Origin of the sequence: Nocardia sp. N2S4-5, assembly GCF_044628355.1 — a bacterium.
GTDB lineage: Bacteria > Actinomycetota > Actinomycetes > Mycobacteriales > Mycobacteriaceae > Nocardia > Nocardia wallacei_B.
The window spans coordinates 2,319,050-2,333,215 of sequence record NZ_JBIUPM010000001.1; the positions used below are offsets into that span (position 1 = coordinate 2,319,050).

Consider the following 14,166-nt stretch of genomic DNA (forward strand, 5'->3'; position numbering starts at 1 on the left):
CTACTCGGCGAGGTCCGGCACCGGTACCGCCGCAGGGGTTTCCGGCGTTTCGGCGGGCGCCGATCGGCCGGGGAGGATGGCCGCCGCGGCGACGGCGCCGACGGCCAGCAGCCCGGCGGCGATCGTCAGTGCGGTGGTAAAGCCGTGCGCGAGATCGGTTTTCGCCTGCGAGTCACCGATGATGTTGCCGGAGACGGTCACCAGCACCGCGAGGCCGAGCGAACCACCGAGTTGCCGTGAGCTGTTGAGAATTCCCGACGCCAGCCCGGCCTGTTCGGCGGCCGCGCCGGACACTCCGGCCACACCCATGGCAACCATGGCCGCACCGACGCCGATGCTGCAGACCAGGGACGGGCCGAGCACCGCGGTGAGGAATCCGCTCGCCTCCGTCGCGCGCCCGAACCAGAGCAACCCGAGCGCACCGAGCAGGCCGCCGACCAGAATGACCGGCCGGGCCCCGACACGGCCGATCACTCCCTGCGCCGCCCGCAGGCCGACGAACACTCCCACACAGAACGGCAGGAACGCCAGACCGGTTGCGGTGGAACTGTATTCGAGCACGCGCTGGAGGAACTGCGAGACGAAGTAGAAGCTGGCGACCTGCCCGGACACCAGCATGAACCCGAACACGGTCGCGCCGATCAGCGACCGCCGCCGCAGGAAGCCCAGCGGAACCAGCGGGTCGGCCGCGCGCAGTTCGGCGACGACGAACACGGCCAGCGCCGCGACCCCACCGGCGAACCAGCCCAGCACGATCGGCGACCCCCACGCGTGCCGCTCGGTGGAGATGACCGCCGCGACGAGCGCCGTCATCCCGACGGTGACCGATACCGCGCCGAGCAGATCGATCGGTCCGCGGCCGGCCACCGGCGTATCCCGCACGCCCCGCACGACGGCGGCCAGCGCGACGGCGACGAACACCAGGTTCACCCACATCACCCAGCGCCAGTCGAGGTTGTCGGTCAGCACACCGCTCATGACGACACCGAACGCTCCGCCCGCCGCACCGGCGCCGCCCCAGACCGCCATCGCCTTCGAGCGCGCGGGCCCCTCCGGAAACTCCGAGGTCACCAGCGCCAGCGACATCGGCGACAGCACCGCCGCCGCGACACCCTGCACCGCCCGCGCCGCGATCAGTTGCCAGCCTTCCTGCGCGGCGCCGCCGGCGGCACTGGCCACCGCGAACAGGACGAGTCCGGCCAGCAGCAGCCGGCGGCGACCGGTCAGGTCGGCCAGCCGCCCGCCCAGCAGCATCAGGCCCGCGTAGGGAAGCATGAACGCGTTGATCACCCAGCTCAACGCCGAGGGGCTGAACTCCAGGGCGGCGTCGATATCGGGTAACGCCACATTGACGATCGAAAGGTCCAGGGACACCAGGAACATCACCAGAAAGACGACCAGCAGGACGGCCTTCGGATGCTCGGACTCGCGTGCGGGCACAGGAGCAACCTCTCATAATTTCCGAACATGTATTTTTAATAGAGTTAGCACACCCTAACCATGCTGTCGAGAGCTTCGATTCGCAGGAAGGAGCGCCTTGCCGCCCACCGCCACCCCCAGACGCGGCCGGCCGATCCGGGTCGACCGCGAGACCGTGGTCACCGCTACCACACAGCTACTCACCACGGCGGGCGTCGACGGTTTCACCATGCGTGGACTGGCCCGCGAACTCGGCGTCAGCGTCGCCGCGATCTATCACCATTTCCCGACCAAGAACGCCTTGTTCTTCGCGGTACTGAGCGCGCGTGCCGACGAGTTGGCGCGGCCGCCGTTGCCGGACGACCCGCGCGAGCGCCTGGTGGCGATCGTGGTGTACCTCATCGACACCCTGCACCGATTGCCTTGGGTACTGGACATTCTCGTCACCGGCGAAACGTTCGGCCGCGCGGCGATGTGGATACTCGACGAATTCGTCCGCGCCGCAAACGAACTCGGCGCGCCGGACGAGGATGCGGTGGTCCTCTACGGGGTGATGTGGCGCTTCGCCCTCGGCGAACTCATGGCCCGCCGCGCCGCGGAGAAGCGCGATCAGGCCGCCGCCGAGGGGCACCCGCCCGAGCACTGGACCGAGGGCGCCACCCCCGAACTCCTCGCCGAGTTCCCCGCCGTCGTACGGCTGTTGCCGCACTGGACGCAGAGCACGGCCCGCTACGACACCGCTACGGCAGCGCGGCGGATGCTCGACGGCTTGCTGCCGCCGGAGTCCCCGCCGCGCTGAGGCGGCGCCGGATCAGTTCTGGCCCGCGGACTGCTGATCCTGTCTGGACCGCACCAATTGCCGGGCCGGGTCGGCGTCGGGGGCCACGCCGTCGTGCGCCACCATCGCCTCCTGGCGGCCGAGCGTCGGACCGCCGGGGAGCAGCCCGGCGATCGGCCAGGGCGCGGGTTCGGCCGTGGCCTTCTCGGCGTCCATCCCGAGGGCCTTGGCCGACTCACCGTCCTTGACGCCGTAGCGGACGCCGGTGTCGGCGATGAAGAACATGCTGTCCTTGCGCTGGCTGTCCGGTTCGATTCCGGTGGTCTGCACCAGCATCCCCGATCCGGGGGTGGTGTAGAACTGGGCGACCTGTCCGGGCGTGCCGGCCTGCGCCAGCTGCACCGGCTGCGCGCCGTCCGGGATCGGCAGGGCGCGGCCGGTGATCAGGGACAGTTCGGCGCGCATGCCGCCGTCGGTTTTATCCTTGGCGACCGCGAGCGGCCTCCACGACAGGCACTCCACCGGCTGTTCCTTGGTCTCCACGATCACCGGCGCGGTCACCGGGTACTGCTGCACCGGCAGCGTATTGACGATATTGGCCCTGGACCGCGTGTAGGAGGTGATCTCGCTGTTGCCCGCGGTCGGGTTGGAGTTGCGGATGATGTCGGCGGTCAGCGGTGAGATCGGCTGCAATCCGGTGGGCAGCACCACGTAGAACTGGTTTTCACTGCTCACCCGCACCACATCGGCGTTGCGGTGGCCGTCCACGGGCTCGAGCGGGAAGCCGCCCGGATCGTCGATCTTCGGCGAGCTGATCGGCAGCACCTCCGGAATGGCGTTCAGCAAGCCCTCGCTGACTGGGCGCGGAACCATCCCGCGGATCTTCAACGCGTCCGTCACCGCGCGCTCGGTCATGTCGACGCGGGCACGCTGATTGTTGTAGATCAGGTACACCGAGCTTTTGCCCTGCACCAGCAGCGCCTTGGCGGGATCCAAGGTCTCGGCCTTCTCCCCGAGGTGCGGGGATCCGGCGATCACGGTGCTGGTGACGGCGTTGGAGCCGTCGTTCTTGATCTCGTCGCAGATGCTCCAGGCCCGGCCTTTGCCGCCGGTGTCGAAGTTCAGCGACGACGGGGCGCCGGGAATGCCGATCAGGGTGCCGCGCGGTTTCTTGGCGAGTTCGGATTCCTTGATGGTGGCGGGCTTGGCGGGTTCGCCCACCGCCAGCCGCGCCGAGGCCAGGTTGAGCGCCGGGTGCACGACGCCGTCGACCACGGCGTACACCTGGCCGGTGTCCTTGCCGAGGAGGATCTTGTTGTCGCCGATCGAGCCTTGGGGACGCAGCAGCGCCAGCACCCCGCACCCGGCCAGCGCCACGATGCCGAGCACGAGACCGGCGGCGTAGGCGCGGGACTGCGAACGCATCGGGTCGTGCAGCATCCGCACATCGCGGCGCACCAGGGCGTGCTCCATCCGGCGGACCAGGAAGCGGTAGCCGCTCACCTGCCAGCGGGTGGTGGGTCTCGATGGCATGGTTACTCCCCCATGAACAGTGCTCGGAATCCGTAAACACAGTACCGGCACCCGCCCTCGGGGGAAGCGCTCGGCCCGATCAGGCCCGCCACTGCGGATCGCGCCCGAGGTAGCGCAGCAGCGCGTCGACATCGCCGGACTCGTTGCCGCTCAGCGCCTCCGCGAAGGCGAACCCGCGCAGCGGGTCGGCCAGCACCTGGGCGACCGGCAGCAACTGCCTCGCCAGCTCGGGCGTGAGCGGCGACGGCTGCCCGGACGCGACGGCCAGATCCCAGGCGTGCACCGCGGCATCGAGCGCGCAGGCTCCGACGCCCAGCTCGGCGGTCAGCTTGTTCGGCGGGATGGGCACCGAAACCTCCTCGGCCGTAGCGGGAACCGTTGCCCACGCGGCCGCGGCCGCCGTCATCGCGCGTTCGACGACGACCTCGGCGGGTTCGGCGAGCGTGCCCGACGGCGCGAAGGGGTTCTCCTCGGGCCCGGGACCGCCGGTGATGAAGGCCGCGTACGCGATCTGGTCACCCGCCGCATGCTGAATCACCTGCGCCACGGACCATTCCGCACAGGGCGTCGGACGCCGCAGGTCCGCCTCCGTCAGCCCGCGCACCGCATGCCGCAGCGCGGCGTGCGCCTCGTTCAGAACGGCCCATTCGGTCACAGCGTTCTCGTTCATCGTTCTTGCCTCTCCTCCGGACCGCCCTGTCGCGGCCTGTTGTCATCAGCCTAACAGAACGGAACGATCTATTCCACTCCAAATCCACGTTTGCACCTCCGACTCGGAAAATCGCTGCTCGCCGCCGCTCGAGCGCGACCACCGGTTGCCGCTGCCGCATCTGCGCGGGCGATCGCGGAACTCAGCCGCCGCGTCGGTTGAAGTTCGGCTATCGCACTGGTTTGTCGATCTGTTCGCGGAGGATGTCGCCGTGGCCCGCGTGCCTGGCGAACTCCTGAATCATCGTGAGCAAGGTCCATCGCATACTGATATTTCCTTCGCGGGGAATGTCTTTGGTGTCGTCCAGGTCGAATCGGGACGCGATTTCCCGTGAGCGGCGGCTTGCGCGTTCGAACTCGGCGATGACGTCGGCCAGCGATTCGTCGTCGGCGACGGTGAACGTGCCCTCGTCGCGGCGCGCGTAGCCATCGCATTCGGATTCGTCCAGTTCCGCCCAGAACCGTTGGAACCAAATTCTTTCCGCGGCGGCGGCATGCTTGATCAGGGAGATCGGCGTCGTGAGCGACGCGACCAGCTGTCGGCGGGCGTCGGCCTCGGACAGTCCGCGGGCGGTCTCGACCAGCGCTTCGCGATTCCGGTCGAGCAGGTGCTCGAGAATCGTTCGTTCGGTTCCGTCGGTAATGCTATTGGTATTCACGGGTTTTCACTCCATTTTCTGGCGAGGCCGAAAGTGACGCCCGGTCTACATTCCGCCCGCATAAGGCAATTCGCCCGTGGACCACCGCGCATAGGTTTGCTGCGGAGTCACCGTAATGACGTCGGTGGCCGCGACGAGTCCGGCGGGAACCACGCCGGAGTCCAAGTGGTCGACACTGGGGACGATGACGGCGTCCGCCCGGGCCACGAGGGCCGCGTTCGCCAGCTGCCGCATGCGGTCGTCGGTGCGATGGCTGAAGGCGATCGTCTTGCACAGGTTGTATCCCAAACGCCGTGCCAGGCTGCGGATTTGCGCTTCGTCCCACTGCTGGCGCTGTCGCGAGATGTCGGTGCGCAGGTAGCCGAGTGCCAGAAACGTCATAGTCTCAGTCCATCCTCGGAGATCGGCCGCACTCACGATGGCGAATCCGAGGCCGGAGCCGTCACCGGACGTGCGGAGCTGACTGGGCGGGGAATCTGAGCCGGGCGATACAGGACACATACCAAAAACAGGACACTTCAGTAACTTTCGAGCAAATCCCAGAATAGCGGCGGTCCGGCCTTCCGGCAAGCCGTCGCCGCGCCGCGCGCCGCAGGCGTGTCCTGTCCTGTTTGCTGACCGACGCCGGCCGAATGCCGCAGTGAGCGCGGGACTTTCCGGGTACGCCCGACCCACGCCGGACGGCATGCGGACGGCACCGGTCACCTCGACCGCCGCCCGCGATTCGCCCGGCGCGAGCCGAAAGAGCAGGCGGGTCTAGTCGTTCGCGGGTGGCCAGACGTAGAAGCGCTCGGGGGTGATCCGCACGATGACACGCTCGGCATCCGGTTCGGGAGGCGGGGTGGCGCCGTTCATGTAGTGGCTGTATATCTCGTGCAGCAGCACCTTGTCGGGGTCGGCGGTGATATCGACACGGCCGCGGACCTCGACGTAGCGGCCGTTGTCCCGGCCGTACAGCAGCAGGCTGACGCGCGGGTCACGCCGCATGTTGCGGGTCTTCAACCGGCCCTCGATGGTGCTGAACACGATGGCGTCGCCCTCGTACTTCACGAAGATCACCGACGATTGCGGTCGGCCGTCGGCGTTGGCGGTCGCGAGAATCGCCGCATGCGGGCCGTCGATGAGCGTGCGGGCCGCCTGGTCCGGCGTAGTGATGGTCATGAGTCTGGTCCTTCCGGTATGGGGTTGCGGGGATATGGACCAGGACCGGGTGGGAAAGGAATCGGGTGGCGCGGGAAAAATTTGCGTATGCCGCCGCGCTACAGTCCGATGTCCCGGAAAGGAAGGTCGTCGTGCAGACGGAGGACCGAACGCCGAACGCCGAGTTCGCCGACCTCACGCAGCCGTACCGGCACGAGCTGCTGGCGTACTGCTATCGCATGCTCGGCTCGCACGAGGACGCCGAGGACCTGGTGCAGGAGACGTACCTGCGGGCGTGGCGCGGCTACGAAGGATTCCAGGCACGATCCTCGGTCCGCACGTGGCTCTACCGCATAGCCACCAACGCGTGCCTGACGGCGCTGGCGCACCGCGGCCGCCGGGTGCTGCCCTCGGGCCTGGATACCGCGAGCGCGAACCCTTATGCCACACCGGGTTCCGGCGACAACGGCGTCGAGTGGCTGGGACCGCTGCCGGACGCCCTGGTGACCTCCGCGGCCGACGACCCGGCGACGGTGGCCGCCACCCGCGACAGCCTCCGGCTCGCGTTGATCGCCACGCTGCAGCACCTGTCGGGACGCCAGCGCGCCGTCCTGATCCTGCGGGACGTGCTGGACTTCCCGGCCGCCGAGGTCGCCGATCTGCTCGGCACCAGTACCGCCGCGGTCAAGAGCACTCTGCAGCGCGCCCGGTCCCGCCTCGGCGGTCTCGCCCACGCCGCGGCACATCGGAGCGAGCCGACCGACCCGCGCGGCCGCGCCCTGCTCGACGAATACATCACGGCCTTCGAAACCGCCGACGCCACCCTGCTCGAACGCATCCTGCACCGCGACGCGGTGATCGAGATGCCGCCGTCGCGAACCTGGTTCTCCGGCAAACGCACCTGCGTCGCCTACCTCGCTACCCAGGTGCTCGACGCCCCCGGCGCCTGGCGCATGCTCCCCACCACTGTCAACGGCCAGCCTGCAGCCGCGGCCTACCATCGCGACGACACCGGCGCCTACGCCGCCTTCGGAATCGCCGTCCTTACAACGGGTTCCGGCGCGATCACCCACATCACCGTCTTCGGTGACCCGGAACTCGTCCGCCACTGCGGGTTTCCGGCACACCACGCCCCGTAACCCGCACAGCGTCGCCCCGCGGAAGTTCCGAAATTTCGGTGGGTAGCGATGACTCTCGCGGTGGCGCCCCGTCCTATGGGGTGAACGCGCTACCAACCCGGCGCGACCGATGAGAAGGACCAGACATGACCACCGCCACCGTTTCCCCCGCCACCGTCCGCCCCGGCAAGATCGGCAACCGTGTCCTGTGGACCCTGCAGATCGTGCTCGGCCTGTTCTTCGTGATCGCCTCGGGCGGACCGAAACTCGTCATGCCGACCGCCCTGGCCGACAACGCCCCCGAGAACCTGACCATCCCGCTCGGGCTGCTGATCTTCATCGGTGTCGTCGAAGTCGCCGGCGGGATCGGCCTGATGGTGCCCCGGCTCAGCGCCCTGGCCGCCGCGGGCCTGTCGGTGCTCACCGTGCTCGCCGCCGCCACCCAGGCCTTCATCGCCGACGAGCCCGCGATGGGAATCTTCCCGCTGGCACTCGCCGCACTCTTCGCCTGGATCGCCTACCAGCGCCGCGCCACCCTCACCGACCTGCGCGCCACACTCTCGCGGTGACACCACCGCATCCAGCGACATCTTAATGATAATCTTTTTCATTAATATGTCCCGCTGGACCGCAACACCACAGGAGATGTGCATGGACGACTTCTACTCGCCGGTCGCCGAGTTCTACGACCTGGTCCCCCGCGCCCACGCCGAGGGTGAAGCCGCCCTGCGAAAGATCTTGGCCGAGGTCGACCCGGGCGCGGGCCCGGTGGTCGACATCGGGGCGGGCACCGGGCGGACCTGCCGCATCGTCGCCGAGGCGCTTCCGTCGGCGAAGATCCTGGCCTGCGAGCCCGCCCCGGCGATGCGGGCGGTCCTGACCCACGATGTGCTCGCCGACGAGGACCTGCGGCGCCGGGTCACCATCGTGCCGGAATCGGCGGAATCGGTGGTGCTGCCCGAAACCATCTCGGCGCTGGTGCTTTTCGGCGTCCTCGGCCACATCGGGCCGGAAGACCGCCGGGCACTGTGGGATCGAGTCCTGCCGCGGCTGGCGCCCGGCGCCCCGGTGCTGGTGGAACTGCTGCCGGTCACCCGTCCCATGGCGATGCCCAGGATGGAATTGGCGCGCGAGCAGATCGGCGACCTGACCTACGAGGGCTCCATCGAGGCCGAGCCGATCGGCGGCGACCTCATCCGCATCACTTCGACCTGGCGAATCAGCGGCGACGCGGCGCCCGCCAGGGTGGTCCGGAACATCAGCGAGTGGCACACCTTCGGCATCGACGACCTGGCCGCGGAGACCGGCCTGCCCGGCGAGCAACTCACCGCGCAGGCCGGTGTGCTGCGCGCCCCCACTCGCCGAGCCTGAAATCCGTTCCGGCGCGACGGATTTCCACCGCCCCCGGCCCGGCGAAGTGCGCCGGAATCACCAATTGCCGTTGGTCGGCAGCGCGTTCGAGGACTCGGCGGCGGGTGGCCGCGGCCTGACGCGGATCCACGCACAAGCAACTGCTCCGCGACGGGTCGAGCAGTTGCATCGGGCTGTGCACCAGATCTCCGACGAAGATCGCGCGGTCGGCGCCGGACGTCAGGTGCAGGACCGAGGAGCCCGGGGTATGGCCGGGTGCGGATTCCAGGATCAGGTTGTCGTCGATGCGGTAGCTGTCGTCCCAGCGGACAGCCAGTCCGGCGCGGTGGATCGGGGCGATGCTGTCCTCGTAGAGGAGTCGGTCGTCGGGGCGGCGGCCGCCCGCATAGCCGCCCGCGGGACCGTAGTAGGCGTCGTCCGCGGCCGGAATCAGGTACTGCGCGTGGGGAAATGTCGGCGTCCACTCGCCGTCGACGTCGTGGGTGTTCCAGCCCACGTGATCGCCGTGCACGTGGGTGTTGACCACGACATCGACCTCGTGCGGGTGCACACCGGCCCGGGTCAGGCGGTCGAGGAAGTCGCCCTGCCTGCGGTGGAACAATGCGCGGCTGGGGCGTTCGCGGCCGTTGCCGACACCGGTGTCGACGAGGATCGTGCGACCGCCGCTGCGCAGCACCCAGGTCTGGATCGCGCCCACGACCAACCCCGTGCCCGGCTCCCAATGCTCCGGCGCCAGCCAGTCCGCGTTCTCCCGCCAGGTCCGATCCGTGGTGCCGGGCAGCAGTTCGGGACCCGGCATCAAGGTGCCCTGCCATTCGACGACGCGGAAGATCTCGACATCACCCAGCACCATGCTCTGCGCATTCTCCATACTGACGACGATATGGACGCGCCTGCGAGCCGTTCAATGCGTACAGCGCTCAAATAAATACTCGATCGACTCAGCAGTGAGCGTTGTCCGTACCATGGGCCCATGGATGTGCTGAGTGACGCGATCGCTGCCGTGCGCTTGGGACAACCGTCCTCGAACCGGCTCGCCACCACCCAGCGCGCCTGGTGCACCCGGCTCGACCAGTACTCCGGTGCGGGATTTCACATCGTCTTGCGGGGCAACTGCTGGGTGCTGCCCGATGAGGGTGATCCGGTGGCATTGGGAACCGGTGACGCAATCTTGCTGCCGCATGGAACCGGGCATGTACTCGCCGACGGGCCGACGGTGACGCGGGCCATCCCGTTCGAGCAGTGGAGCGCGGGAGTAGCGGCCGAAAAGTCTTCGAGCACAGTTAGATTCGAGGCCTTGTGCGGCAAGTATCGGCTCGACCGCCGCGGGCAGCATCCCCTCGTGGCGGAGCTGCCGACGATCATCCACCTACCGGCCCGGCTCGGCGACCACCCGGAACTCCGCGCCGCCATCGACCTCCTCGCGATGGAAGCCGACCAGCGTCGCGCCGGTTCCTGCATCGCCGTGCCGAGCCTGCTGGATCTGTTGCTGGTCTATATGATCCGCGCGTGGATGACCAAGAGCGGGACGGGTATCTGGTCGGCCGCGCTCACCGATCCCGTCACCGCCGCCGCATTGCGCGCGCTGCACACCGACCCGGCCGCGCACTGGAGCAACGAGCGGCTCGCGGCCGAGGTCGGTGTCTCCCGCGCCACCCTGACCCGCCGGTTCGCCACACTGGTGGGCCAGCCGCCGATGGGATATTTGAGCTGGTGGCGCCTGACGCGGGCCGCCGCGTTGCTGCGCGAGACCACCGATCCCCTGTCCGCCATCGCCGAGCAGGTCGGATACGCCACCGCCTATGCCTTCTCCCACGCGTTCAAGAAGCAATTCGACATGTCGCCGGGTCGCTACCGCCACCATCACGGTTCCGGCGCCGACCGGTGAGCGGTGATCCTGTGCAGCTCAGCGCTTTTCCGTGATGCGCACGGTGATGCCGTCCCTCGGGTGCATGCCGATCAGGCCCGCCGGGCGCGCGTCCGTTGTGAGTAGTTCGCCGTCGACGCGCCCGACGAGCGCGGCGAAGGCGGCCTTGACGGCCATTACGGCGAAGTTCGCACCGACGCAACGATGCGTGCCGACCCCGAACGGCAGAAATTCATACGGTGCCGGACGGCGATAGCGCTCGGCGCCCGGATCCCATCGCCGGGGATCGAACCGTTCGGGCTCGGGCCACACCGAGGGCACGCGGTGGGTGTGAAAAGGGCTGAACAGCAACAGGTCTCCGGGACAGAACCGCTGCCCGGCCAGCGTGAACTCGGTGGCGACCTTGCGTGAGATGACGGCCGTGGCCGGGTGGAGCCGCATGGTCTCGGACACGATGCGGTCCAGCGCGACCGGATTCGACACCACCGCCCGGATATCCGCCCACAACGCGCGCTCGCGCATCGTGCAGTAGAGCATCCAGGACAGTTGCGCCGCAGTCGTTTCGGCCCCCGCCTCGAGCAGGCTGACCAGCTGGTCGGTGATCTCGTCGACCGTGAGCCGGTCGCCGTCTACCCCGCGCAGCAGCACGCCGAGGACGTCGCTACCCGGCTCGGACCGATCGCGCCGCTCGATCTCGGCGACGACCCAGCGGTGAACCGAGGAGCGGGCGAGGAGTGCCCGGCGCCAGACGGGTGAGCCGGAGCCGCGTTCGATGGCGCCGCCGAGCACATCGGTGTCGATGGCGCGGTGGATGTCGTGCAGCCAGTCGTCCAGACCCTCGGAGCGGTCCATGGCGGCCGCGCCGAACAGGCTCTCCAGAGTCGCCAGCCGCAGCGCCCGGCGCAGCGGGACGTAGACGTCGATGACATCGCCCGGGGCCCATCCCGCCATGGCCGTCTCGACGTGGCGGGTGACCGTCTCGAGATGATCGGCGACCCGGCGGACGGTGAAAGCCGGTGTGACCAAGCGGCGTAGCCGACGATGCCGGTCGCCGTCATTGACCAGCAGGGCGGCGGGCCCGGTCAGCGGAGCCAGCGCCGCGAAAGCCTGTTCCCAGCTGAACAGGTGATTGTTCGCGAGAATGAACTCGCACGCCTCGGCGCCGAGGGTGAGCCAGAAGCGCATCGGGCCCGTGCCGAGTTGCGAGATCGCGCCGTTCTCCAGGTACAGACGCTGCATCGTCGTGTACGGATCCGCCGAAAAGGCCTGCAGGTCGGTCGATTCGCGAGATGGGAGGGTCACAGGAGGTCTCCGGTCCGTAAGGGCCGGGCGGCGAGCAACTCCGGCAGTGGCACCGGTGCGGGCGACGGGGGCCGGATCAGTTCGGGCTGGCCGAGGACGGTCGTGAGTCGTTGCCAGAGGGCGGTGACGGTCACCGCCCACTGCGCCGCGCCGACGGATCGGCTCGGGTCGGCGATATCGGCCCGCAACTGTGCCAGCGCGACACGCACACTGTGCGGCCAGAGTTCGTCGAAGACGGCCCGGAACGTCGGCGCCGCAGCCGAATCCAGCGTCTCGGTGCTGGGCACCGCCAGGCGTTCGGTACCGGGTCCGGCCATGCGCAATCGCCCGGTCTCGTCGCGGTCGGTGTGCAGGCGCGGACTCCACAGCACCGGGCCGTGGGTGTCGGCGAGGGTCAGCACCCCGCTGTCGAAGGCGATCGCCAGCCGGTGCAGCAGCAGCGCGTGATTGTCCGGGTCGGCCGGATGGATCTGGTTCTGCACCCGCAACGACACCGGGACGCCCCCGATCACCGCGGTCAAATGGGTGTAGGGCATCGGCGGATCCGCCAGCGCGGCCAGTTCCGGCGGCAGGGCGGCCGGGTCACCGATCGCCCACGGCCGCAACCGGCCGACGGCCCGGCCGATGATGTCGAGCAGCGAATAGACCACCTGGCTACCGGCCGTGGCGTCCACGTGCAACGGCCGCTGCCGCTCCCGGAGGATCCGGGCCGCGTGCAGGAACAGCTGGACCGGGCGCAGGTGCGGGTAGAACGAGTTGAGCCGGTAGCAGACGTCGTGTTCGCGAGCGGTGCGCAGGCAGTCGGTGAGTTCGTCGGGGTGCAGCAGATGTTCTTGCAGCACATGGATTCCCCGGCGCAGCAGGCTCTGGGCCAGCTTCGCGCCGTCGCCGCCCGCCGCGCCCGCGCGCACGGCGACGCAGGCGATATCGATATCGCCGGGCACCTGCTCGACGCCGATAAAGTGCGGTACCCCATAGGCTTTCGCGTACTCCGCCGAGGCGGCGCTACCGCGCGAGACGACGCCCGCCAGCTCCACCTCCGGATCCTGGTGCACCGCTTGCAGATACACGCGCCCGAACGACGTGCCGCACACGATGACTTTCGGTTTCGCGGGCGGTGAAGCGGGACGTCGCGGGTATGGCGAGTCGTTCACAGGCTCCCTGTCTCCATCGGTTCGTCGTGGGCGTGAGCATGGATCTGCCGGACGGGTAGCGCGCCGAGGGCGGCTACTCCGTCGAGCAGACCGCGGGGGTCGAGGACGTCGTCGGCGTAGTGCAGACCGGGAGCCACGGTCCCGGACAGCACGGCGTCGACCGTGTACGCGGCGGTGGCGGCGGTCAACTCGAAACTGCTCGGGGCGCGCAGCACGGCGGTGTCGGTGCGATCCGGGCGGGAGACGGTGAACGCCATCAGGTAGAACGGATCCAGCCCCGCCAGATCGAGTTCGGCCGCCGCACGGATCTCCTCGACGATCGGAGTCAGCGCCGCGGCGTCGCGGGGGACCCTGCCACGCAGCCGGGTGAGCGTCAAGCGCAGCGCACTGCCCACGAAGACGTTGTGCCAGTGCAGTTCTCGGAGGCCCGCCGAGCGGGCCAGCCGCTCGGCGTCGGCGGTCAGGAACGGCATCGTGGTCACCCGGCCGGGGAACCCGGCGATTTCGACGTCCTCGCGGACCGACAGGGCGTTGCGCCGCCGGCCGCCACCCGACCACGCGGCCAGGGTCTCGCCGTACCAGTGCCCATCGGCGGCGTCGGAGCTGTCGAGGGACAGGGCGAGATCCCCCGCCGACGCCGCCGCGAACGGCTCGATGCCGCCCGCGTAGACGACCAGCCGAGCCCCGGTGAGATCCCCGGCCAGCACCCTGGGGACGACATTGGCGAGGCCGGGCAGCATACCGGCGGACAGCACGGCGGTCCGCCCGCCGGTCGACAACGGCGACCCCGCGAGCAGCCGATAAGCGGGGCCGTCCCCCGAGACATCGACATAGTCGCTGCCCGCCGACAGTGCCGCCCGCGCAACCCGATCCAGCAACAGATACGACGGCCCCGCGCAGTTGAGCACCAGCCTCGTTCCCGCGCAGAACTCCGCCAGCGACTCCGGGTCGGCGGCGTCCACCCGCCGCACCTCGGTCCCGGGCGGCAGCGCGGCGCGCTCGGCCCGCGCCACATCCCGCGCACCGACCCGCAGCCCGCCGATACCGAGCCGGGCAAGCATCCGCACCGCCGCCCGCCCGACCACCCCGGTCGCCCCGAGCACCGCCACAGTCACGA

General features: G+C 69.2%; 15 protein-coding genes. 5 read left to right on the forward strand and 10 right to left on the reverse strand.

Annotated features, from left to right (window positions below; all coding sequences use genetic code 11):
• Positions 1-1,440, reverse strand: coding sequence for an MFS transporter (locus ACFMRZ_RS10230; protein ID WP_400178893.1), 1,440 nt, complete (start codon positions 1,438-1,440; stop codon positions 1-3).
• A 97-nt stretch (positions 1,441-1,537) separates the two neighbouring features.
• Between ACFMRZ_RS10230 and ACFMRZ_RS10235 the strand changes: the two genes are divergently transcribed.
• Positions 1,538-2,218 carry a TetR/AcrR family transcriptional regulator gene (locus ACFMRZ_RS10235; RefSeq protein WP_400178894.1) on the forward strand — a complete coding sequence of 227 codons (681 nt, stop codon included), beginning with the start codon at positions 1,538-1,540 and terminating at the stop codon, positions 2,216-2,218.
• A gap of 12 nt (positions 2,219-2,230) precedes the next feature.
• Here the strand turns inward: ACFMRZ_RS10235 and eccB are convergent, their stop codons facing one another.
• From eccB to ACFMRZ_RS10260, 5 genes are all read right to left on the reverse strand, one after another.
• Positions 2,231-3,730, reverse strand: a complete 1,500-nt coding sequence (gene eccB / locus ACFMRZ_RS10240) for a type VII secretion protein EccB (RefSeq protein ID WP_400178895.1) — start codon at positions 3,728-3,730, stop codon at positions 2,231-2,233.
• 79 nt (positions 3,731-3,809) lie between these two features.
• Complete coding sequence (locus tag ACFMRZ_RS10245; RefSeq protein WP_400178896.1) at positions 3,810-4,400, reverse strand: TIGR03086 family metal-binding protein; 591 nt, start codon at positions 4,398-4,400, stop codon at positions 3,810-3,812.
• Positions 4,401-4,608: 208 nt separating this feature from the next.
• The gene (locus ACFMRZ_RS10250) at positions 4,609-5,097 is read right to left on the reverse strand and encodes a DinB family protein (protein WP_400178897.1); all 489 of its coding nucleotides are present in this window, start codon (positions 5,095-5,097) and stop codon (positions 4,609-4,611) included.
• Between the two features lie 45 nt (positions 5,098-5,142).
• On the reverse strand, positions 5,143-5,478 hold the full coding sequence (locus tag ACFMRZ_RS10255) for a hypothetical protein (RefSeq protein WP_280274470.1): 336 nt from the start codon (positions 5,476-5,478) through the stop codon (positions 5,143-5,145).
• A gap of 375 nt (positions 5,479-5,853) precedes the next feature.
• Positions 5,854-6,258: a PPOX class F420-dependent oxidoreductase gene (locus ACFMRZ_RS10260; protein ID WP_400178898.1), complete on the reverse strand. Its 405-nt coding sequence runs from the start codon at positions 6,256-6,258 to the stop codon at positions 5,854-5,856.
• Between the two features lie 131 nt (positions 6,259-6,389).
• Here ACFMRZ_RS10260 and ACFMRZ_RS10265 point away from each other — a divergent pair, with 131 nt between their 5' ends.
• The 3 genes from ACFMRZ_RS10265 (at position 6,390) to ACFMRZ_RS10275 (ending at position 8,726) form a co-directional block, all read left to right on the forward strand.
• Entirely contained in the window at positions 6,390-7,376 is a 987-nt protein-coding gene (locus ACFMRZ_RS10265; protein WP_400178899.1) for a sigma-70 family RNA polymerase sigma factor, read from the forward strand.
• Positions 7,377-7,501: 125 nt separating this feature from the next.
• Complete coding sequence (locus ACFMRZ_RS10270) at positions 7,502-7,924, forward strand: DoxX family protein (protein ID WP_400177833.1); 423 nt, start codon at positions 7,502-7,504, stop codon at positions 7,922-7,924.
• Between the two features lie 82 nt (positions 7,925-8,006).
• Complete coding sequence (locus ACFMRZ_RS10275; RefSeq protein WP_400178900.1) at positions 8,007-8,726, forward strand: class I SAM-dependent methyltransferase; 720 nt, start codon at positions 8,007-8,009, stop codon at positions 8,724-8,726.
• Here ACFMRZ_RS10275 and ACFMRZ_RS10280 read toward each other — a convergent pair.
• The gene (locus ACFMRZ_RS10280) at positions 8,680-9,597 is read right to left on the reverse strand and encodes an MBL fold metallo-hydrolase (protein ID WP_400178901.1); all 918 of its coding nucleotides are present in this window, start codon (positions 9,595-9,597) and stop codon (positions 8,680-8,682) included. The genes ACFMRZ_RS10275 and ACFMRZ_RS10280 overlap by 47 nt on opposite strands.
• A 102-nt stretch (positions 9,598-9,699) precedes the next feature.
• Between ACFMRZ_RS10280 and ACFMRZ_RS10285 the strand changes: the two genes are divergently transcribed.
• Positions 9,700-10,614, forward strand: coding sequence for an AraC family transcriptional regulator (locus tag ACFMRZ_RS10285; protein ID WP_400178902.1), 915 nt, complete (start codon positions 9,700-9,702; stop codon positions 10,612-10,614).
• A gap of 18 nt (positions 10,615-10,632) precedes the next feature.
• Here the strand turns inward: ACFMRZ_RS10285 and ACFMRZ_RS10290 are convergent, their stop codons facing one another.
• The 3 genes from ACFMRZ_RS10290 to ACFMRZ_RS10300 are packed head-to-tail and all read right to left on the reverse strand — an operon-like array spanning position 10,633 to position 14,164.
• Positions 10,633-11,895 (reverse strand): cytochrome P450, encoded by a 1,263-nt coding sequence (locus ACFMRZ_RS10290; protein WP_400178903.1) that lies wholly within the window; start codon positions 11,893-11,895, stop codon positions 10,633-10,635.
• Entirely contained in the window at positions 11,892-13,049 is a 1,158-nt protein-coding gene (locus ACFMRZ_RS10295) for a Gfo/Idh/MocA family oxidoreductase (RefSeq protein ID WP_400178904.1), read from the reverse strand. The genes ACFMRZ_RS10290 and ACFMRZ_RS10295 overlap by 4 nt, the downstream gene beginning before the upstream one ends.
• Positions 13,046-14,164: a saccharopine dehydrogenase NADP-binding domain-containing protein gene (locus ACFMRZ_RS10300; RefSeq protein ID WP_400178905.1), complete on the reverse strand. Its 1,119-nt coding sequence runs from the start codon at positions 14,162-14,164 to the stop codon at positions 13,046-13,048. Before ACFMRZ_RS10300 ends, ACFMRZ_RS10295 begins: the two co-directional genes overlap by 4 nt.
• Positions 14,165-14,166: the final 2 nt, after the last annotated feature.